17 protein-coding genes are annotated in these 22,295 nt (G+C 50.2%); 16 read left to right on the top strand and 1 reads right to left on the bottom strand.

Annotated elements, in window-relative coordinates:
• Positions 1–12 precede the first annotated feature (12 nt).
• The 7 genes from atpD to DWV73_RS06385 all read left to right on the top strand — a co-directional run bounded on the left by atpD (position 13) and on the right by DWV73_RS06385 (position 7,610).
• A complete protein-coding gene (gene atpD, locus DWV73_RS06415) occupies positions 13–1,413 on the top strand; it encodes a F0F1 ATP synthase subunit beta (RefSeq protein WP_117796308.1) in 1,401 nt (466 codons plus the stop codon).
• Between the two features lie 6 nt (positions 1,414–1,419).
• Complete coding sequence (gene atpC / locus DWV73_RS06410; protein WP_022359057.1) at positions 1,420–1,833, top strand: ATP synthase F1 subunit epsilon; 414 nt, start codon at positions 1,420–1,422, stop codon at positions 1,831–1,833.
• Positions 1,834–1,927: 94 nt separating this feature from the next.
• Positions 1,928–2,887, top strand: a complete 960-nt coding sequence (locus DWV73_RS06405; protein ID WP_107000515.1) for a LysR family transcriptional regulator — start codon at positions 1,928–1,930, stop codon at positions 2,885–2,887.
• Positions 2,888–3,183: 296 nt separating this feature from the next.
• Positions 3,184–4,551 carry an MATE family efflux transporter gene (locus DWV73_RS06400; protein ID WP_117796180.1) on the top strand — a complete coding sequence of 456 codons (1,368 nt, stop codon included), beginning with the start codon at positions 3,184–3,186 and terminating at the stop codon, positions 4,549–4,551.
• Positions 4,552–4,565: 14 nt separating this feature from the next.
• Complete coding sequence (locus DWV73_RS06395) at positions 4,566–5,159, top strand: cytidylate kinase-like family protein (protein ID WP_333549888.1); 594 nt, start codon at positions 4,566–4,568, stop codon at positions 5,157–5,159.
• Between the two features lie 407 nt (positions 5,160–5,566).
• Complete coding sequence (locus DWV73_RS06390; protein ID WP_117796179.1) at positions 5,567–6,400, top strand: RNA methyltransferase; 834 nt, start codon at positions 5,567–5,569, stop codon at positions 6,398–6,400.
• A 109-nt stretch (positions 6,401–6,509) separates the two neighbouring features.
• Positions 6,510–7,610: a zinc ribbon domain-containing protein gene (locus DWV73_RS06385; protein WP_117796178.1), complete on the top strand. Its 1,101-nt coding sequence runs from the start codon at positions 6,510–6,512 to the stop codon at positions 7,608–7,610.
• Positions 7,611–7,612: 2 nt separating this feature from the next.
• Here DWV73_RS06385 and DWV73_RS06380 read toward each other — a convergent pair whose 3' ends face one another.
• Positions 7,613–8,488 carry a polysaccharide deacetylase family protein gene (locus tag DWV73_RS06380; protein WP_117796306.1) on the bottom strand — a complete coding sequence of 292 codons (876 nt, stop codon included), beginning with the start codon at positions 8,486–8,488 and terminating at the stop codon, positions 7,613–7,615.
• A gap of 314 nt (positions 8,489–8,802) precedes the next feature.
• Between DWV73_RS06380 and DWV73_RS06375 the strand changes: the two genes are divergently transcribed.
• The 9 genes from DWV73_RS06375 to aspS all read left to right on the top strand — a co-directional run bounded on the left by DWV73_RS06375 (position 8,803) and on the right by aspS (position 22,191).
• Positions 8,803–10,089, top strand: a complete 1,287-nt coding sequence (locus DWV73_RS06375) for an aminotransferase class I/II-fold pyridoxal phosphate-dependent enzyme (RefSeq protein ID WP_117796177.1) — start codon at positions 8,803–8,805, stop codon at positions 10,087–10,089.
• 149 nt (positions 10,090–10,238) lie between these two features.
• On the top strand, positions 10,239–10,676 hold the full coding sequence (locus DWV73_RS06370; protein ID WP_117796305.1) for a GtrA family protein: 438 nt from the start codon (positions 10,239–10,241) through the stop codon (positions 10,674–10,676).
• 105 nt (positions 10,677–10,781) lie between these two features.
• Positions 10,782–13,637, top strand: a complete 2,856-nt coding sequence (locus DWV73_RS06365) for a YfhO family protein (RefSeq protein WP_117796176.1) — start codon at positions 10,782–10,784, stop codon at positions 13,635–13,637.
• A gap of 32 nt (positions 13,638–13,669) precedes the next feature.
• On the top strand, positions 13,670–14,194 hold the full coding sequence (locus DWV73_RS06360; RefSeq protein ID WP_022359322.1) for an adenine phosphoribosyltransferase: 525 nt from the start codon (positions 13,670–13,672) through the stop codon (positions 14,192–14,194).
• Between the two features lie 277 nt (positions 14,195–14,471).
• Positions 14,472–16,757: a bifunctional (p)ppGpp synthetase/guanosine-3',5'-bis(diphosphate) 3'-pyrophosphohydrolase gene (locus DWV73_RS06355; RefSeq protein WP_022359323.1), complete on the top strand. Its 2,286-nt coding sequence runs from the start codon at positions 14,472–14,474 to the stop codon at positions 16,755–16,757.
• A 68-nt stretch (positions 16,758–16,825) separates the two neighbouring features.
• On the top strand, positions 16,826–17,470 hold the full coding sequence (locus DWV73_RS06350) for an MBL fold metallo-hydrolase (protein ID WP_117796175.1): 645 nt from the start codon (positions 16,826–16,828) through the stop codon (positions 17,468–17,470).
• Positions 17,467–18,918, top strand: coding sequence for a coproporphyrinogen dehydrogenase HemZ (gene hemZ, locus DWV73_RS06345; protein WP_117796174.1), 1,452 nt, complete (start codon positions 17,467–17,469; stop codon positions 18,916–18,918). The genes DWV73_RS06350 and hemZ overlap by 4 nt, the downstream gene beginning before the upstream one ends.
• Positions 18,919–19,066: 148 nt before the next feature.
• Positions 19,067–20,329: a histidine--tRNA ligase gene (gene hisS / locus DWV73_RS06340; RefSeq protein ID WP_107000509.1), complete on the top strand. Its 1,263-nt coding sequence runs from the start codon at positions 19,067–19,069 to the stop codon at positions 20,327–20,329.
• Between the two features lie 53 nt (positions 20,330–20,382).
• The gene (aspS, locus tag DWV73_RS06335; RefSeq protein ID WP_022359327.1) at positions 20,383–22,191 is read left to right on the top strand and encodes an aspartate--tRNA ligase; all 1,809 of its coding nucleotides are present in this window, start codon (positions 20,383–20,385) and stop codon (positions 22,189–22,191) included.
• Positions 22,192–22,295: the final 104 nt, after the last annotated feature.

The following is a 22,295-nucleotide window of genomic DNA, read 5'->3' as shown; positions in this document are numbered from 1 at the left end:
ACCGAAACCAGCCTGCCGGAAGGCAAGATTGTCCAGGTTTCCGGTCCGGTTGTCGATGTGAAATTTGAGAGCGGTCCCCTTCCGGAGATCCGGGACGCGCTCACAGTAGAAAATCAGGGAAAGACGTGTGTGATGGAAGCTGCCAAGCACATGGGAAATAATATCGTCCGCTGCATCATGCTGTCGGCAAGCGAGGGCTTGAGCCGTGACATGAAGGTAACACCGACGGGAGAAGGCATTTCCGTTCCGGTTGGCGAAAAGACGCTTGGACGTTTGTTTAATGTTTTAGGTGAGACGGTAGATGGAGGACAAAAGCTGGATGGTGAGGAGCACTGGTGTATTCACCGGGATCCGCCGCCATTTGAGGATCAGAGCCCGGTCGCGGAGATTCTGGAGACGGGCATCAAGGTTATTGATCTTCTGGCGCCGTATTCCAAGGGCGGAAAAGTCGGTCTGTTTGGCGGCGCGGGCGTCGGAAAAACAGTCCTGATTCAGGAGTTGATCCGGAATATTGCGATGGAGCAGGGCGGTTATTCTATCTTTACGGGTGTCGGTGAGCGTTCCCGTGAGGGCAATGACCTCTGGAGTGAGATGAAGGCATCCGGTGTTCTGGAAAAGACAGCGCTCGTGTTTGGACAGATGAACGAGCCGCCGGGAGCTCGTATGAGAGTTGCAGAGACCGGGCTTACGATGGCAGAATATTTCCGTGACAAAATGCACCGGAATGTGTTACTATTTATCGATAATATTTTCCGTTATGTACAGGCAGGTTCGGAGGTTTCAGCGCTGCTTGGGCGTATGCCGTCGGCGGTTGGTTATCAGCCAACGTTAGCGAATGAGATGGGCGAGCTGCAGGAGCGGATTGCCTCGACGAAAGATGGTTCGGTCACTTCAATCCAGGCAGTCTATGTACCGGCGGATGATTTAACCGATCCGGCACCGGCGACTACCTTTACCCATCTGGATGCGACTACGGTTCTTTCCAGAAAGATCGTAGAACAGGGTATCTACCCGGCGGTCGATCCGCTGGAATCCTCGTCCCGTATTCTGGAACCGGATGTGGTCGGAGAAGAACACTATGAGACGGCCAGACGGGTGCAGGAGATTTTGCAGAAATACAAGGAATTGCAGGATATCATTGCAATTCTGGGTATGGACGAGTTGTCTGAGGAAGATAAGCTGACCGTCGGCCGCGCAAGAAAGATACAGCGTTTCTTATCCCAGCCGTTCCATGTGGCGGAGAACTTTACCGGTGTACCGGGCAAGTATGTGCCATTAAAGGATACCGTCAAGGGCTTTAAGGCAATTCTGGATGGTGAGATGGATGCGTACCCGGAGGCAGCATTCTTCAATGTCGGAACGATCGAGGATGTAGTGGCAAAGGCGAAGGCTTTAGAGAAACAGGAGGCGTAGGAACGGATGGCAGATTTTCATGTAAAAATCATATCCAGCAACCGGACATTCTATGAGGGAGTCTGCCACTGTCTGATCCTTCCGGCGGTGGACGGTGAGATGGCTGTCATGGCGCACCATGAGAGCGAGATCGTGGCAGTCAAAGCGGGAGAAATGCGTTTCCAGGCGACAGAGGACGGTCCGTGGGAGGCGGCAGTCGTCGGGCAGGGCTTCTGTGAGATCGCCAACAACCGTGTTATGTTGCTGGCAGATACGATCGAGAAACCGGAGGAGATCGACCGGATCCGGGCGCAGGAGGCATTAGAGCGTGCGAAAGAGCGGCTGCGCCAGAAACAGAGTATTTCCGAGTATTACAGCACCCGCGCGGCGATGGCGAGAGCGCTGGTTCGTCTGAAAGAGACGGAAAAATTTGTGGACTAGGTGCGTTAGAGGCGGATTTGAGTCTGATGTAATTCTGTGGCAGATGCGGTTCAGAAAGAAATGACAGAAAATCAGTAAGAATGGAGAACAGGGCATGACATTACTTCAGTTAAAATACGTGGTGGAGGTGGCGGCAGCCGGAACCATCAGCGGGGCGGCAAAAAAACTTTATATTGCACAGCCGAGCCTCACGGCGGCGATCAAGGAACTGGAGCATGAGATTGGATTTTCCCTGTTTACCCGCACGAACAAGGGCGTGGTGATTTCCCCGGACGGGGAAGAATTTCTGGGGTATGCGAGACAGGTGATCGAGCAGGCAAACCTGATCGAGGAGCGCTATTTTGGCGCTGTGCCGCAGAAACGCCAGTTCTGTGTTTCCACCCAGCACTATTCCTTTGCCGTTGAGGCGTTTGTCGATCTGATCCGCGAGTACGGCGGAGAAGAGTACGATTTCCGTATCCGCGAGACGCAGACGTATGAGCTGATTGAGGATGTGGCGAAGCTTAGGAGCGAGGTTGGCGTGCTGTATCTGAACCGTTTTAACGAGACGGTGATCCGCAAGACGCTGCGGGAACACGACCTCAAATTTACGCGGCTTTTTATGGCAAAACCGCATGTATTTATCGGTGCGGCCAATCCGCTTGCAAGCCGCAGTTCTATCACCCTGTCGGATTTGGAACCTTATCCGCGTCTGTCCTATGAGCAGGGCGAGCACAATTCCTTTTATTTCTCCGAGGAGATCCTCAGCACGCTGGACAGCCGCAAGGACATCCTGGTGTCCGACCGCGCGACCCTGTTTAATCTTCTGATCGGGCTGAATGGGTATACGATCTGCAGCGGTGTCATCAATGAGGAACTGAACGGACCGAATATTGTAGCGATTCCGCTTGATGTGGACGATTATATGGAGATCGGTTACATTACCCACAATCGCGTGACACCGGGACGGTTTGCGGGACTGTATATTGAGGCGTTGAAGCGGAGAGTGGGAGTGCCGGTTCCCAAAGTGTCTACCCGTGAACCAATAACCAGAATTCCTGTTTCCGACAGGTGATTTTTTGGTTTGACTTTTTTTAAAACAGGAAATATAATAATACCGAAACGAGTAGCAAACGAGCGTAAATCCAGTTTTTGCTGCTCTTTTTTTATTATTCCATAAAGAATGTGCCAAGGTGCATTTTTTATTAAATTTTATAAAAATGCCATTAAAAAGTGTGTTGCCTATCAGCGTAAGTCCAGCTTATGAGATAGGTGCACACTTTTTTATGTAATAGGAAATTCCTTGGAATTCCCTATTACACAAAAAGGCACATTCTTTTTCATGCGGAAAAAAGGAGGATTTAGTTTAAAATGGCAGAAAGCAACAAGATGAAGGATATGCCGGTAAATCAGCTCATGATCCAGATGGGCATACCGATGATTTTATCGATGGCATTGCAGGCAGTCTACAATATCGTGGACAGCGCCTTTGTGGGAAATATGAGGGTAGGAAGCGAAGCCGCCCTGAATGCGCTGACACTGGTGTTCCCGATCCAGATGCTGATGGTGGCAGTGGGAATTGGAACCGGCGTGGGAACGAATGCGCTTCTTGCGAGGATGCTGGGACAGGGAAATAATAAAAAAGCTGCAAAGGCAGCCGGAAACAGCCTGTTTCTGGGTGTGATTATTTATGCGGTATGTCTGTTATTCGGACTCTTTGGAGTAAACGCATATATCGCGTCGCAGACGGTCGATCCGGAGGTTATTTCGATGGGAACGGAGTACCTTCGGATCTGCTGCGTGATTTCGTTTGGAATCGTATTTTTCTCTTTGTTTGAAAAATTATTGCAGGCAACAGGGCGTTCGTTTTATTCGACCATCGGTCAGGTTTTGGGAGCAGTGGTAAATATCATTCTGGACCCGATTATGATCTATGGAATTGGACCTGTCCCGGAGATGGGAGTTGCGGGCGCTGCCTATGCAACGGTGATCGGGCAGATCATATCGGCGGTTTTATTATTTGTTTTTCATATGAAGTTAAACAAAGAGTTTGAGCATGATTTCACATATATGAAGCCGGATGTCGGAATTATAAGGGAAATCTACGCGATCGGACTTCCTGCGATCATCGCGCAGGCGCTCATGTCTATTATGGTGTATGTGATGAACCTGATTTTGAAATTCAATCCTTCCGCCCAGACGGCGTATGGACTCTTCTACAAAGTACAGCAGTTTGTATTGTTCCTTGCGTTTGGTCTGCGCGACGCCATCACACCGATCATCGCGTTTGCATACGGAATGCATAGCAGAAGGCGGATTCTGGATGGAATTAAATATGGTCTGTTCTATACGGTTGTTCTGATGATTGTGGGCATGGCAATCACAGAGGTTTTCCCAGGGATGTTTGCCGGGTTATTTAATGCCGGATCGTCCAGAGAATACTTTATCGGGGCAATGAGAATCATTTCCATCAGCTTTATTTTTGCCGGAATCAATGTGGCATATCAGGGTATTTATCAGGCGCTCAACAGTGGCATCCAGTCGCTGGTGATTTCACTGCTCAGACAGTTTGTGATTATTCTGCCGTTGGCAGGCATCTTTTCAATCTTTGTGAGAAACGGTCAGGCAGGTGTTTCGCTTATCTGGTGGGCGTTTCCGATCACAGAGCTCGCCGCCTGCCTGGTGGGATATGGATTTTTGAAGAAAATCAGAACGAATAAAGTGGAACATTTGGAGTAAGGAGAGAGGATAGGATGATGGGAAAAAGAATTATTACGGTCAGCCGGGAGTTTGGAAGCGGCGGACGTTTTATCGGTATGGAAGTGGCGCAGAAACTGGGTGTGAAATACTACGATAAGGAGATGATCGGACAGATTGCGGAGCAGTCCGGATTTTCACCGAAGTATATCCAGGAGAATGCGGAATTGTCACCCAAGAAGGGGTTATTTGCCTATGCGTTTTCAGGGCGCGACCAGATGGGACGATCCGTCGAAGACATGATCTATGAAGCGCAGAGAAAGATCATTTTGGATATTGCGGAAAGAGAAGAGTGTGTGATAATAGGTAGAAATGCGGACTTTATCCTGAAAGATCGGGATGACGTTCTGAACGTATTTATACACGGAAATATACCGGAGAAGGTAAAGCGGATCTGCGGCTTATACAATGTTACGGAACAGGAAGCGATCAAAATGACAGAAGACATTGATAAGCGCCGTATGAGCAATTATCGCTTTTACACGGATCAGAAGTGGGGGATGGCAAGTAATTATACACTGTCGCTGAACAGTTCAGTGCTGGGGTATGAGATGTGTGAGAGGATTATTATGGAGTGTGCGGGGCGCTAGGATAGGGCTGACAATAGTCTTTTGTTCTTATAAGTAACAGAAAAACCAGAACTGTGTAGCTGATTTAGTCGACAGTTCTGTTTTTTTGTTTTGGAAGTCCCACATAGATGTGTCAGAACCCATTTTTTATTTCTGAACTTTGTGTGAAATCTTTGCCCAGATGATTGACATAAAGCGGGGGTTCAGCGTTATGATAGGCGGTATGGAAAACAGGGATGAAAAAGTCAAATCTTTTGCCGAAGATAGATTTGTATGGAAATAGGAACGGAATCGGAAAGAGGATGATAGAATGCGGCAGAATAGAGGAATGATTTCATGTCAGCGTCCATAATCAGCACTTCCTTTTTGTAAGAAATGTGGTATACTCGATAGAACATGAAAACCATATTAAAAAGGTGAAAAGCAGAATGAATCATATTTCAATTACAACCCTGGAAGCGCCGGAGCTGGATATCTACGCCCGGCTGAGCGAGGGGCAGTTATTTCATTATAATGAACCAAAGGAAGGTCTTTTCATTGCGGAAAGCCCGAAGGTCATCGGGCGGGCGCTCGACGCGGGATATGAGCCGGTTTCTTTTCTGATGGAAGAACGCCATATTGAGACAGAAGGGCGAGAGATTCTGGAACGCCCGGTGTGTGCGGGAGTGCCTGTGTTTACGGCACCATTTGATGTGCTGACGCGCCTGACCGGCTTTAAACTGACGCGCGGGATGCTGTGTGCGGTGAAACGGAAGAAAATGCCGGGGATCGAGGAAATCTGTGCAGGTGCCAGACAGATCGCGATTCTTGAGAATGTAGAAAATCCTACGAATGTGGGGGCGATTTTCCGGTCAGCGGCGGCGCTCTTTATGGATGCGGTGCTTCTGACACCGGGATGCAGTGACCCGCTGTACCGCCGCGCAAGCCGTGTCAGTATGGGAACAGTGTTTCAGGTGCCGTGGACGTACATTCCGAAGGGCGACTGGGCGGAGAACAGTATGGAAACGCTTAAGAAGCTGGGATTTCGCACGGCGGCGATGGCGCTCAGTGACCGTTCCGTGAGTATCGCGGATCCGGCGCTTTCGCAGGAACAAAAATTAGCAATCATTCTCGGAACCGAGGGTGACGGGTTGGCGGCATCGACGATCGCGGCGTGCGATTACACCGTGAAAATCCCGATGTCACACGGCGTGGATTCGCTCAACGTGGCAGCAGCGAGTGCAGTGGCGTTCTGGCAGCTGGGCATGGGAAACAGGAAATAAAGTTCTGGCTGTGTGAAAAAAAATGTACATTGTTTAACATGCGTTTCAAATGCCAGAAATGAGTGCGGAAATGGATGGAAAGAATCGTTTGGAGGAAGGAGAAAATAGAATGAAGTGTCCAAAATGCGGACAGGAGGCAGTTGGAAATTTTTGCAGTAACTGCGGAACTCCGCTTGTAAATGATACAGTACGCCGAGAACAGGAAACGGTGGGAAGAAAGCCGGAAAATAGCTATGACGACGGTGATTCAGAACAGCGGAATCCAGCTCGGATGGAATCGGATGAGAAAAAGGCGGAATCCGGCTCTGGATCGAAACGAAACAGTCAGGAAAAGCGGAGCAGCCAGAGTCAGGACGCACAGAAGCGTGAGGAAGAGCGCCGCGACAATGAACGCTGCCAATCCCAGGCACAGGAGGATGCCCGCCGCGACCGTGAAGCGGCATCGCGCAGACGACAGGGCGCGAGACGTTCTTCTTCCAGCGCGAAAGAGGATAAGCGGGATGCAAAACAGCAGAAGCAGATGGAAAAACGCCTTCATGCTCTGGAGTCGGAGCGGGAGCGCTCAGAGCGTCAGAAAAATCGGATGGAGCGCAGCCACCAGCGGGAACTGGAACGCCAGTCCCGGGAGGCAGAGCGCACCAGACGGGCGGCGGAGCGCAGTGAGGCGCATACGCAGAGTGACTCAAATGACGGTCCGTCCGTGCTGGATGTGACGGCAGCCGGAGTAACCGGCGTGGTTGTGCTGATGGCGCGCGTGATGCAGGCAGCCAGTTTTCTTCTGATGGCGGGAATCACCTGGGCGAATGCGAAGGCATTTCGGTATGGCGGCGACGATCTGGGCTATATCGGAACTATGATTACCGAGGAAAATTATGGTCTGGGGCTGTATGTAGGGATTGGCGTATTTCTGGTATTGATGGGCGCGATCTGGTGCCTGTGGATTCTGTCAGGCAAGCACGCGGGTGGTAAAGTACGGCTGCAAAAATACGATACGGGGCGCGGATTTATCCCGTTTATAATCATCCTTGTTCTGGTATTAGTAGCCGGTCCGGCAGCGTACCTGATGCCGAAGAATGCGGGCAGCTTACAGCCGATTGTAGACGGCGGCTATGCGGCACTGGAGGCGATCAATGCGAACCACGGATTTCTGCTGTTCTGCAGCATCGGAGGCGCGATCCTTTCGTTTATCCGGAAAATGCTGCTGGTATAATTTTATAATTCATCTAATCGCCCGAACTGATACCCCATTTCCTCCCATTTTGCCAGAAGTTCATCGAGAATCTGAGCGTTGGTCTGCGAAGTGCTGTGCAGAAGGACGATCGCGCCGGGGTGGATGCGCGTCAGAAGCTTGGAAAATGCTTCTTCTTTGGATGGCTGCTGATCCTGCATCCAGTCCACATAGGCGAGACTCCAGAAAAAGGTCTTGTAGCCGAGCTCCTTTGCCATCTGCAGGTTCGATTCACTGTATTTGCCCTGCGGCGGACGGTAATATTTTTTCATTGTCTGCCCGGTGACGGACTGGTAGAGTGTTTCCAGGGCAGTCAGCTCCTTTTCAAATGCTGCTTTGTCGGAAATGCGGGACATATCGGGATGGTGATACGTGTGGTTGGCGACGGTGTGACCCTCTGCGATCATCTGTTTTACCAGTTCAGGACTGGTTTCGAGATAGTTGCCGACGACGAAAAAGGTTGCCGGGACATGGTGTTTTTTCAGTGCTTCCAGAATGGCAGGTGTGCAGCCGTTTTCATATCCGGCGTCGAAGGTCAGATAGATGACGGGCTTGGAGGTATCGCCTACATAGAAAGCGTCAAAGTTTTTTAAAGTGTCGGCGGAGGCATTGCCGACCGGTGTCTGCCCTGGACTGGGAAATCCAAGTCCCCAGTTTCCATCTGCGGAAACCGGAATCGAATCGGAATCAAAGGCAGGCGGGAGCGAGCCACAGGCGATAACAGGCGCTGAAACCGTGTGCCCGGATGGACGGCGCAGGAAATGTGCGGCAGTCTGCCCGGCGAAGAAAGAGATGGCAAACAGGGCGGGAACCAGCAGCGGGGAAATGATGTGCCGGAAACGTGATGGAACAGAATGCATGGGAAAATGAATGAACATGATGTGACCTGAAAGATATATTTTCATTAGTATATGAAAGAAGGGGGAACATCATGTTTTTATTATAATTTGCTGTCCGTGAAATGCACCGAATCGGAAAAACCAAGCGGTACCATATAACAAATTTTATGTGCTGACATAACAAATTAATGCTTGTCATGCCCTTTGTACCTATGTTATTATTATAACGATGCTTAGATGAGATGATCCGAACCCTTGAACAAGGGGAGCTGGATGAAAAGCAGACCATGAAATTATGATGAAATAAATAAGAGAAACAAGGAGGATGTTGAAGGATGAAGCCTTATAGCGAGATGACGAAAGAAGAACTTCTGGAGCTTAAGCGTGATCTGAGCGATCAGTACCGGGAGTTTCAGGGCAAGAATCTGACGCTGGATATGTCACGCGGTAAGCCAAGTGCAGAGCAGCTTGATTTATCGATGGGAATGATGGACGTACTGAGCAGCGACAGTGATCTGACCTGCGAAGATGGGACAGACTGCCGCAATTACGGCGGTCTGGACGGTATCAGCGAGGCGAAGGAGCTGTTAGCGGATATGATCGAGGTTCCGGCTGACAATATCATTATCTATGGAAACTCCAGCCTGAACGTAATGTACGACACCATCTCCCGTTCTGTGACTCATGGCGTTATGGGAAATACCCCGTGGTGCAAGCTTGACAAGGTTAAATTCCTGTGTCCGGTACCGGGATATGACAGACATTTCTCCATTACTGAATATTTTGGCATCGAGATGATCAACATTCCGATGACCGCAGATGGTCCGGATATGGATCTGGTAGAGCAGTATGTGACAACCGACCCGACCGTAAAGGGAATCTGGTGCGTTCCGAAGTACTCTAACCCGACCGGCAATTCCTACTCCGATCAGACGGTACGCCGTCTGGCACGCATGCATCCGGCTGCTCCGGATTTCCGTATCTACTGGGACAATGCATACGGTATCCATCATTTATATGACGATGAGCAGGATCATGTGCTGGAGATTCTGGCAGAATGTAAGAAAGCCGGTAACCCGGATATGGTTTACAAATTCTCTTCAACTTCCAAGATTACCTTCCCGGGTTCTGGTATTGCGGCAATCGCAACTTCCCACAACAACCTGGACGATATCAAGAAGCAGTTAAAGATCCAGACTATCGGTCATGATAAGGTGAATCAGCTCCGCCACGTGCGTTTCTTCAAGGATATCCACGGCATGGTAGAGCACATGAGAAAGCACGCCAACATCCTGCGTCCGAAATTCGAGGCTGTTGAGAACATTCTCGACCGCGAGTTAGGCGGACTGGAGATTGGTACCTGGACAAAACCGCACGGCGGCTACTTCATTTCCTTTGATTCCCTGAACGGCTGTGCGAAGGAGATCGTTGCGAAGTGCAAGAAAGCAGGCGTTGTTATGACCGGAGCCGGTGCAACTTATCCATATGGCAAGGATCCGGAAGACCGCAACATCCGTATTGCTCCGTCCTATCCGCCGCTGCAGGATCTGATCATTGCAACTGAGCTCTTCACTCTCTGCGTGAAGCTGGTCAGCGTAAACAAGCTGTTAGAGGAAATGTAATAGCAGGAGTAACTGTAAATGCAGAAGACAGTTACGTTTCAATCATAAAACTGCCGGATCAGAGTCCGGTGTGTTACAGAAAGTACAGGAATTGTATGGGGATGTCGAAGGACCGCTGCCCATACAATTCTTTTTTCGGAGAAAAAGTGATGATAAAGGAAAAATTATCCCTGCTCTGGGGAAAGTTTGTAAACAGGGAGACGATATCGTATCTGATATTTGGTGTCCTGACGACGCTGGTGGACTGGATTTCCTATGCGGTTTTCCGCCACAACGGTATGAACTACCGTATGGCGACGATCTGCTGTCAGGCGGCGGCGATCCTGTTTGCATATGTGACAAACAAGATCTGGGTATTTCGAAGCTACAATTTCCGCCCTGTATATCTTCTTAAGGAAATGGCTTCGTTTTTCTCCTGCCGTATTCTCACATCGGTGTTCACGTATGTGGCGATGATCGTGATGGTAGACGGCATGGGAATCAAACAGGATATGATCTGTAAGATTGTGGTATCAGCGATCTCGCTGGTGCTGAATTATATTTGCAGTAAATTATTTATTTTCAAAAAGAAAGAATCCTCGAAATAGGGCTGTGTGGGGAAATGACAGCGGAAATGGATGCTGAAGACAGACCGGAAAAGCCGGAAAGAGTAGAGAAAACGCCGCCTGAACAGGATTCTGGATGGAGGGAAGATGGAGCAAAGAGAACGAGACGAAAGTTCCAGTAAACTGGAAGAAGCACTCAGGGAGCTTACGGGAGCGGAAACAACGGGGAAAATAGAGGAGTATGAGAACGAGCGGGAAGGTGCGGACGTGGATTCGGAGATCGCTTGTACAGATATGAGACGTGCTGAACGAATGCCTGCCTGGAGACAGGAAGAAGATGCCAGAAAATCTAAACTTTCAGAGTCCAGAGCAGATGTCGTTAATGAGTTGAATGATGATGACTGGGAGCAGGAAGAATTAGATGAATTAGATGAGTGGGATGAACCAGAGAAATCACCCCGCGGAATGGGGCGCCTGGCTGCGGTTTTCCGTCCGTCGGATGATCTCCTGGCGGCATTTTTCCTGCCGGTGGTGATTTTGATCCTGATTTTTGCATACCGCGGTATTTTTCCGTTTGGACAGGAAAGCTTTTTGCGGACGGATATGTACCACCAGTATGCGCCGTTTTTCTCGGAATTCCGGCATAAGCTTTTAAGTGGCGAGAGCCTGCTTTACAGCTGGGATGTCGGCATGGGCGTAAACTTTGCCGCGCTCTATGCGTACTATCTGGCGAGCCCGTTTAACTGGCTGCTGCTGTTATGCCCGTCGTCCCTGATTATCGAATTTATGACCTACATGATCGTGTTCAAGAGCGGTCTGGCGGGTCTTTCGATGGCGTGGTATCTGAAAAAGCACACGGGTTCACAGAAGTTTGGAGCGTGCTATTTCGGCGTATTCTATGCGCTGTCCGGCTATATGGCGGCGTATAGCTGGAATATCATGTGGCTGGACTGCATCGTGCTGCTGCCGCTGATCCTGCACGGCCTGGAGCGGCTGGTGCGCGAAAAAAAAGGGCTTTTTTACTGCCTGATGCTGGGACTTTCAATCCTGTCCAACTACTATATATCAATTATGATATGCCTCTTCATGGTGATTTACTATGTGGCGCTCCTGTTTCTGGAGAAACGGCCGGGATGGAAAGATTGTCTGCACAGCTTTTTCCTGTTTGGTGTGTATTCGCTTCTGGCGGGTGCGCTGGCGGCTGCGGTGCTTCTTCCGGAGATTGCCGCGCTGCAGAGTACGGCGTCTGGCGATTTTAATTTTCCGACCACACTGGAAATCTACTTCCCGATCTTTGACATGATCGCGCGGCACATCGGAAATGTACAGGTGGAGACGGGACTCGACCATTGGCCGAACCTCTACTGCGGCGTGGCAGTTTACATTTTCATGGGGTTGTATTTTCTGAACCGCCGGATTGCGATCCGGGAAAAGGTTGTGTACGGTGTGCTGTTGCTCTTTTTCTATGCCAGCTTTTCGTTCAATGTGCTGAATTTTATCTGGCATGGCTTCCATTACCCGAACAGCCTGCCGTGCCGCCAGTCGTTTATCTATATCGCGCTGGTGCTGACGATGTGTTTCCGGGCGTATCTATATCTGGATGAAATATCCAAACGGCAGTTTGCCGGGGTGACATCCGCCGCGATTGGCTACGTGATTCTGGCAGAAAAGCTGGTGACGGACGATGCGTTTGAGCCAGTTGTCTGGTATGTGGCAGTGGTGCTTCTGCTGCTGTATCTGGGCGTCTTTTATTTCTATCAAAATAAAGAACATTTCGCGTTCACGGCGGCGCTTCTGGCGATGGCGCTGGTAAGTGTGGAGGCGCTTGCCAATATGGCGGCAACGAGTATTCCGACGACGAGCCGGACTGATTATGTGGCAGACAATCAGGATGTTGCAGCGGTGACAGAACCGCTCAAAAAGACGGAATTTTACCGGATTGATAAAACGAATGCGCGCACGAAAAATGATGGCGCGTGGATGCATTTTCCATCCGTATCACTGTTTTCATCGGTGGCAAATGCCGGGGTGACGGATTTCTTCAAACAGATGGGCTGCGAAGGTTCGACGAACGCGTACAGCATCGTGGGAAGTACGCCGCTGGTGGATTCGTTATTTTCAATCAAATATGCACTCTATGAGGGCAAGCAGGACAATCCGCGCCTGTCGCTTTATGCATTTTCAGGTGACACGTACCTCTATGAGAATCCGTGGACGCTGCCGCTCGGCTTTATCCTGCCGGACATAGTAGAAACGGGCTGGAAGCGCGATCTTTCTTCGCCAGCGGATGTCCAGAATGATTTATCGGATGTGCTGGGCGTGCCGGAGTGCCTGATTTTCACGGACGGGGAGGAGCAGGGGAATCGTTTTTCCTTTACAGCACCGGAAGATGGGGAGTATTATATAAGTGTCGCAAACCGTCAGATTGATTCGGTTAAACTGGATGTCGGCGGGGAGAGCCGCAGCATTGATACGTTGAAACGCGGGTATCTGGTGGAAACCGGATATGTGAAGGCAGGCACATTGATTCTGCTGGAGAGCAATGACAGTGCCGGAAGCATGGACGCGAGCGCGTACCGCTTTGACGAAGCCGGGCTGCGTGCGCTCTATGAGCGCCTCAACCAGCATCCATTTGAACTGGAAACATTGGGCGAGGAGGCGATGAAGGGCACGATCGACGCGGGCGAGGGCGGAACGCTGTTCCTCACGATCCCGTATGACGAGGGCTGGACGGTCACGGTGGATGGAAAAGAAGCTATTACGCGTCCGGTCTGGAAGGCATTTACCGGCGTGGAACTGACGGCGGGAACCCATACGGTGGAACTCAGGTATTATCCGCAGGGACTGCATGAGGGACTGCTGATCAGCGGAGGTGCGCTGTTTGTGCTGGTGGTGATTGTGGCTTCTATGTATATAAGGAAGAAGAAGCAGGGGAAAACTTCTGCAAAAATGAGAAGAACGGTGGAAAAAGAGCCGGATGGCGATTTGAAACTGAGAAATTGAGATACAAAATTTATAGAAAAGAGGTTAAAATCATGAAAAAGCTGGAAGAATATGTAAGAAGCATTCCGGACTTCCCGGAGCCGGGTATCATTTTCCGCGATATTACTACGATTTTACAGGATGCAGACGGACTGCAGCTTGCGATCGACGGAATCCAGAAATCCTTAGAGGGTGTGGATTATGATATCGTGGTTGGTCCGGAGTCCCGCGGGTTTATTTTCGGCGTGCCGGTTGCATATGCGATGCACAAGGGATTCGTGCCGATCCGCAAGAAAGGCAAACTGCCGTGCAAGACGGTATCTGTAAGCTACGATCTGGAGTATGGCAGCGCGGTTCTGGAGATGCATGAGGATGCCATTAAACCGGGACAGAAGGTAGTTATCGTTGACGACCTGATCGCAACCGGCGGAACGACCGAGGCGATTGTCAAGCTCATCGAGAAGATGGGCGGCGAGGTTGTAAAAATCTGCTGCGTGATGGAGCTGGCAGGCTTAAAGGGACGCGAAAAACTGAACGGATATGCGGTGGATGCCCTAATTACCTATGAGGGGAAATAGATAACGGTTCACGGGTAGGCACTTTTGGAACCGAAAGTGCCGTAAGAAAACGTGGCGACAGCAGGAATTTGCCGTATTTAAATGCGAAGCCACGGCAAATTCCGTTACTGGGCATGTATGCGTGAACAGTAACAAAATAGTTTGCCGTTGCATTTTTTGTCAAATATTCGTATAATAGGGGTATTCTATATAATATTTTATTTCATTTGCGTGAACCGCTTTCCGGATTCCGAACGGCAGGCGTTTCAGTTATCTACGGAAGGGTCAGGAGGCATATATGGGAAATTTGGATAAAATAAAAAAGCTGGATCAGGAAATTGAAGCGCCGGCGGATTTTACGAGTCCGGAGGTACTGTATAATGAGTTGATTGCCGCCATTCGCAAGTACCATCCGTCGGATGACATCAGCATGATTGAGAAAGCGTACCAGATCGCGTATGACGCACATAAGGACCAGAGGCGTAAATCAGGTGAACCGTATATCATTCATCCGCTCTGTGTGGCGATCATTCTGGCGGATCTGGAGCTGGATAAAGAGACTCTGGTGGCAGGTATCCTGCACGATGTCGTGGAAGATACGGTCATGACAGAGGAGGAGATCACGGCGATCTTTGGCGAGGAGGTAGCACTTTTAGTAGACGGCGTTACCAAGCTGACCCAGATCTCGTGGACGATCGATAAAGTAGAGATTCAGGCGGAAAACCTGCGTAAGATGTTCTTAGCGATGGCGAAGGACATCCGGGTTATCCTGATTAAGCTGGCAGACCGTCTGCACAATATGCGGACGCTTCAATATATGAAGCCGGAAAAACAGAAAGAAAAGGCGCGTGAAACGATGGATATCTACGCGCCTATTGCTGATCGTCTCGGTATTTCCAAGATCAAGACCGAGCTGGATGATTTGTCTCTCAAATATCTCCAGCCGGAGGTTTACAAAGAATTGTCCGAAAAACTGGCGCTCCGTAAGGACACCAGGGAGGCGTTTATCCATAAGATTATGGATGAAGTCAAGAAACATATGGACGATGCGGGCATCGAAGCCAAGGTAGACGGCCGTGTGAAACATTTCTTCAGCATCTATAAAAAGATGGTAAACCAGGACAAGACGCTGGATCAGATCTATGATATTTTTGCGGTCCGGATTATCGTGGAGAGCGTGAAGGACTGTTATGCGGCGCTCGGTGTCATCCATGAGATGTACAAACCGATTCCGGGACGTTTTAAAGATTATATTGCCATGCCGAAACCGAATATGTACCAGTCGCTGCATACGACTCTGATTGGCAGCAGCGGACAGCCGTTTGAGATTCAGATCCGCACCTATGAGATGCACCGTACCGCTGAGTATGGTATAGCGGCACACTGGAAATATAAGGAGAGCGGCAGCAGCAAGGCGGCGATCGACAGCGCCGAGGCAAAGCTTTCCTGGCTGCGTGAGATCCTGGAATGGCAGCGGGATATGTCCGATAATAAAGAGTTCTTAAGTCTCTTAAAGAGTGATCTGGACCTCTTTACGGATGATGTATACTGCTTTACCCCGACGGGCGATGTCAAGAACCTGCCGAGCGGTTCCACCCCGATCGATTTTGCGTATTCGATCCACAGTGCGGTCGGCAACAAGATGGTTGGTGCCCGTGTCAACGGAAAACTGGTCAACATCGATTATGTCATTAAAAATGGTGACCGTGTCGAGATTATTACCTCCCAGAATTCCAAGGGACCGAGCCGCGACTGGCTGAAACTGGTTAAGAGCACACAGGCGAAGAATAAGATCAACCAGTGGTTCAAGAGCGAGCTGAAAGAGGACAATATCCTGCGCGGCCGTGCGCTTCTGGATAAATATTGTAAGGCGAAGGACATCAATTATTCAGAGTTAAATAAACCGGAATATATGGAAAAGGTCATGAAGCGCTATGCGTACCGTGACTGGGATTCCGTTCTGGCATCGATCGGACATGGCGCCCTCAAAGAGGGACAGGTCATCAACAAGATGCTGGATGAGCGCAACAAGAAGTTAAAGAAGGAAGTAACCGACACGACGATCCTCGATAACATGGCGTCGGATGGAAACAAGGTTCCGGTGATCGCAGCCGGGAAGTCGAAGAGTGGTATCGTTGTCAAGGGAATCCACGATCTGGCGGTTCGTTTTTCGAAGTGCTGCAGCCCGGTTCCGGGCGATGAGATCGTCGGATTTGTCACAAGGGGACGCGGTATCTCGATCCACCGGACGGACTGCATCAATGTGATGAATCTGCCGCAGGAAGAGCGTGAGCGCTTGATTGAAGCCGAGTGGCAGCAGCCGGAAGCACAGACGGGCACGGAAAAATACTCCACCGAAATCAAGATCTATGCGAACAACCGCATCGGCATGTTTGTGGATATTTCCAAGGTATTTACCGAGCGCCAGATCGACATTACCTCGATGAATGTGCGGACAAGCAAGCAGGGCAAGGCGACGATCGTCATGACGTTCGATATCCACGGAATTGAGGAATTAAATAAATTATCTGATAAACTCAGACAGATTGAAGGAGTATTAGATATAGAGAGAACTGCCGGATAAGCGGTTCTCTCTATATTTCACAGGTACGTACACCCTGTGAAAGTTTCACATATTATTAGGAGGAAAAGATGGAGATAAAACGGCTGATCGTGGGAATGGTCCAGACGAACTGTTATATTGCGGTGCATCCGGAGACGAAAGAAGCTGTGATTGTCGATCCGGGCGATGAGGCGGCGCGGATCAAGGATGCACTGGCGCAGACCGGAGCGAAGGCAAAGGCGATTCTGCTGACTCATGGACATTTTGACCATGTGACGGCGATGGAAGAGCTGAGACGGGATCTGGGCGTGCCGGTCTATGCCTGTGAGCAGGAGCAGGCGGTCTTGGCGGATCCGGATAAGAACCTGTCCGTCCAGTTTCAGGGCGGCGGTCTGCATCTGAAAGCGGATATGCTTTTGAAGGATGGAGAGACGTTCGAGGCAGCGGGCTACACGTTCCAGATGCTTCATACACCGGGGCATACGGAAGGTTCCTGTTGTTATTATGTAAAATCAGAGAAGGTGCTGTTTTCGGGAGATACCTTATTTGAAGGTTCTTACGGACGCATCGATTTCCCGACTGGAAGCGGACGTCAGATGATTCATTCGGTGGCAGATATCCTTCTGAACCTGCCGGATGATACGAATGTATATCCGGGACATATGGGATATACGACGATCGCCGACGAAAAACAGTACAATCCGCTGGCGGGATACAGGGGGCGCGAAGCATGATAGCGATTTTGTTAAATGACGCGTCCTTTGAACAGGATATCCGTGAGCTCCTGATGGCATTTTATCCGGGCGAGACATTTACGCACAAGGAAGAGGAAGCCGGGGAGGCGGATCTGATTGTGCGGGGAGTACGGGACGGAAACTCGTTTTCACTGGATGTGACGCCGGTGAAGAAAGAAGCTGTTCACTTTGCTTTGATTTATCCGGATTTTTCCAACCGTTTTGAGACGAAAAATGAGATCAAACAGACGTTATACCGTCTTTTGAGTGCCCAGACCGGCAGAGAGCTTCCGTGGGGGACGCTTACCGGCATCCGTCCGACGAAGATTGCGCTCACGAAGCTGTATGATGGCTGGACGGACGAGCAGATCGAGACCTATATGCGCGAGACGTATTTCACCAGCAAGGAAAAGATCGATCTGAGCATCGACGTGGCGGAGCGCGAGAGACGCCTGCTGTCCACGATCGATTATGAGAATGGGTACAGCCTGTATGTGGGAATCCCGTTCTGTCCGACAACCTGCCTGTACTGTTCGTTTACGTCGTTTCCGATTGTGAAATGGGAAAAACGGATGGACCTCTACAAAGAGGCGCTTTTTAAGGAAATGGAATATGTGGCGGAGCAGATGAAGGATCGCCCGCTTTCGACCATCTATTTTGGAGGCGGCACACCGACCTCGTTAAATCCGCAGGATCTGGATGAGATCCTGACAAAGGTGGAAGAATTATTCCCGGTGGAACAGGCAGTTGAATTTACCGTTGAGTCGGGACGTCCGGACAGCATCACGCGCGAAAAGCTGCAGGTGCTCCGGAATCACGGCATTTCCCGTATTTCCATCAATCCGCAGACGATGAAGCAGGCGACGCTTGACCTCATCGGACGCCGTCATACGGTGGAGGATGTGAAGGAAAAATTCCTGCTGGCGCGGGAGTTGGGATTTGACAATATCAATATGGACCTGATCGTGGGTCTGCCGGAGGAGACGATCGACGATGTCCGCCAGACAATGGAGGAGATCAAGGCACTCAGACCGGACAGCGTGACGGTGCATTCGCTGGCGATCAAGCGCGCGGCGCGCCTGAATATCTATAAGGAGCGCTACGGAAATCTGAAGATTGTCAATACACAGGAGATGATTGACCTGACCGCGCAGTATGCCGAGGAGATGGGACTGAAACCGTACTATCTCTACCGCCAGAAAAATATGGCGGGCAATTTTGAAAATGTCGGTTATGCGGTTCCGGGCAAGGAATGTCTCTATAATATATTGATTATGGAAGAAAAACAGACGATCGCCGCCTGCGGTGCGGGAACGACCACCAAGGTTTATTTCCCGGCAGAAAACCGGATTGAGAGGGCGGAGAACGTCAAGGAAGTTGAGCAGTATATCGACCGGATCGATGAGATGATCGGGCGGAAAGAGAAGCTGCTTGGACGAAGAGAGTAAAAACGAAAAATTCACAGATACAGGGTGTCAGATGCAGAAAAACACTTTGTAACAGAGAAACATAAAAATCCAGTTTCCAGCATGGAAAAGTGAAGTTTTCTTTGCGCGGGAAATATGGTTGCAGAAAGACATAGAAGGAGTTTGACACATGGCTTTAAAGAAAAAACCAGTTACAGGCATGAAGGACATTCTTCCGGGCGAGATGGAGATCCGGGATTATGTGCTGAATATCATCAAAGATACCTACCGCGGATACGGCTTCTCGGCGATCGAGACTCCGTGCGTGGAGCACATTGAGAACCTGACCAGCAAGCAGGGCGGCGACAATGAGAAGCTGATCTTCAAGATTTTAAAGAGAGGCGAGAAGCTGAACGTCGAGGCAGCACAGACAGAGGCAGATGTCGTAGACGGTGGTCTCCGCTATGACTTAACTCTGCCGCTCAGCCGTTATTATGCAAACAATTCTGCTAATTTATCAGCGCCGTTCAAGGCGCTGCAGGTCGGAAGCGTATGGCGTGCCGATCGTCCGCAGAAGGGACGTTTCCGTCAGTTTGTACAGTGTGATATCGATATTTTAGGTGATGCGACAAACCTGGCTGAGATCGAGGAGATTCTGGCGCTTACCAAGGCGCTGAAGCGCATCTGCCCGGACAAGGCATACACTGTCCGCGTCAATGACCGTGCGATCTTAAAGGGCATGGCAGATTACAGCGGATTTCCGGAAAATGAGACCGATAAGGTATTTATCATTCTCGATAAGATGGATAAGATCGGTCTGGACGGTGTCCGCGAAGAGCTGCTTGCAGAAGGTTATGCGCCAGAGGCGGTTGAGAAATACACCGGACTTCTGGCAGAGATTCAGAACGATGCGGCAGGCGTCCGCGCGCTGGGCGAGAAGCTCTCCGGCGTGATGGATCCGGCAAAGGCAGAGAATCTGGCAACGATCATGGAGACAGTTAAAGCGGTTGCAGACATCGAATTCGGTCTTGAATTTGACCCGACGCTGGTGCGCGGCATGGGCTACTATACCGGAACGATTTTTGAGGTTTCCATGGAAGGCTTCGGCGGCTCGGTTGCAGGCGGCGGACGTTACGACAAGCTGATCGGCAAATTTACCGGCGTCGATACACCGGCGTGCGGATTTTCCATCGGTTTTGAGCGTATCATCACGATCCTGATGGATTCCGGTTTCAAAGTACCGGAGGCAGCCGGCAAGAAAGCATTCCTGTATGAGAAAGGTTTAAGCGGCGAGCAGTTCCGTGCCGTCTTAAAGAAAGCACAGGAAGAGCGCGCTAACGGCACCCGCGTGGCAGTCGCACAGATGAACAAGAACAAGAAATTCCAGAAGGAGCAGCTGGCGAAGGACGGCTACGAGGAGATCGTGGAATTTTACAAAGACAGTTTGAAGTGATTCAGTTTTTGAATTTTTCAGATAAAACTATAATAAACGGAGGAAATACTATCATGGCAGAATCTATGGCAGGACTGAAACGTTCCCATCGCTGTACCGAGCTGGGAACTGCCAATATCGGTGAGAAAGTAACCGTTATGGGCTGGGTTCAGAAGAGCAGAAATAAAGGCGGCATTATTTTCGTGGATCTGCGGGATCGTTCCGGTATCCTGCAGCTGATCTTCGAGGAAGCTGACTGCGGCGCTGAGAGCTTTGCAAAGGCAGAAAAGCTGAGAAGCGAGTTCGTTATCGCTGTAACCGGACGCGTAGAGGCACGTTCCGGTGCAGTAAATGAAAACTTAAAGACAGGTGCGATTGAGATCCGCGCGGATTACCTCCGCATTTTGGCAGAGTCTGAGACACCGCCGTTCCCGATCGAGGAGAACTCCAAAACCAAAGAGGATCTTCGCCTGAAATACCGTTACCTGGATCTGAGACGTCCGGATATCCAGAGAAACCTGATGACAAGAAGCCGCGTGGCTATCCTGACCCGTGCATTCTTAGCAGAGGAAGGCTTCCTTGAGATTGAGACTCCGACTCTGATTAAAAGTACTCCGGAGGGCGCGAGAGACTATCTGGTACCGAGCCGTGTACATCCGGGCAGCTTCTATGCACTGCCGCAGTCTCCGCAGCTGTTAAAACAGCTTCTGATGTGTTCTGGATATGACCGCTACTTCCAGCTGGCACGCTGCTATCGTGACGAGGACTTAAGAGCCGATCGTCAGCCTGAGTTTACCCAGATCGATATGGAGCTTTCCTTCGTTGACGTTGAGGACGTTCTGGATGTCAATGAGCGTCTGTTAAAGAAGCTCTTCAAGGAGATCTGCAATTACGATCTGCAGCTTCCGATCCAGCGTATGACCTGGCGCGAGGCAATGGATCGTTTCGGTTCCGATAAGCCGGATCTGCGTTTCGGCATGGAGCTGAAAAACGTATCGGATGTAGTAAAAGACTGCGAGTTCGTTGTATTTAAGAGTGCACTGGAAAATGGCGGCTCTGTCCGCGGTATCAACGCAGAAGGACAGGGCGCTATGCCGAGAAAGAAGATCGATGCGCTGGTTGAGTACGCAAAAGGCTTTGGTGCAAAAGGTCTTGCATATCTGGCAATCCATGAGGACGGTACCTACAAGTGCTCCTTCTCCAAGTTCATGAAGCCGGAAGAGCTGGATGCACTGGTGGCTGCTATGGGCGGTAAGCCGGGCGATCTGCTTCTGTTCGCAGCTGACAAGGATAAAGTTGTATTTGATGTACTTGGAAACTTACGTCTGGAGATCGCTAGACAGCTTGACCTCTTAAAGAAGGATGATTTCAAGTTCCTGTGGGTAACCGAGTTCCCGCTGCTTGAATATTCAGAGGAAGAGGATCGCTACGTAGCTATGCACCATCCATTTACCATGCCGATGGAAGAGGATCTTCCGCTGATCGACACCGATCCGGGCAAGGTACGTGCAAAAGCATATGATATCGTCCTGAACGGTACCGAGATGGGCGGCGGTTCTGTCCGTATCCATCAGGCAGACATCCAGGAGAAGATGTTTGAGGTACTTGGATTTACGAAAGAAAAGGCACAGGAGCAGTTTGGTTTCCTGTTAGACGCATTCAAATACGGAGTACCGCCGCACGCTGGTCTGGCTTACGGTATGGACCGTATGGTTATGCTGATGGTTGGCGCAGACAGCATCCGCGACGTCATCGCATTCCCGAAGGTAAAAGATGCTTCCTGCCTGATGATGGAAGCACCGTCTCAGGTTGATCCGAAACAGCTGCAGGATCTTTCGATTGGCGTGGTTGAGAGCGAAGAGGCGGAGAAAACCGAAGAATAAAATGTAAGATATGGAACAGCCTGAGAAGACTGTGAAATAGAAAGCAAACAGGGCTGGATGAGAAATGCAGGGAAATACTGGATTTTGTCGGACAGTCCTGTTTT

Origin of the sequence: Clostridium sp. AF12-41 (genome assembly GCF_003461685.1) — a bacterium.
Lineage (GTDB): Bacteria > Bacillota > Clostridia > Lachnospirales > Lachnospiraceae > Otoolea > Otoolea fessa.
Note: the sequence above shows the minus strand (reverse complement) of the source record. Positions and strands in the feature narration are given on the sequence as shown.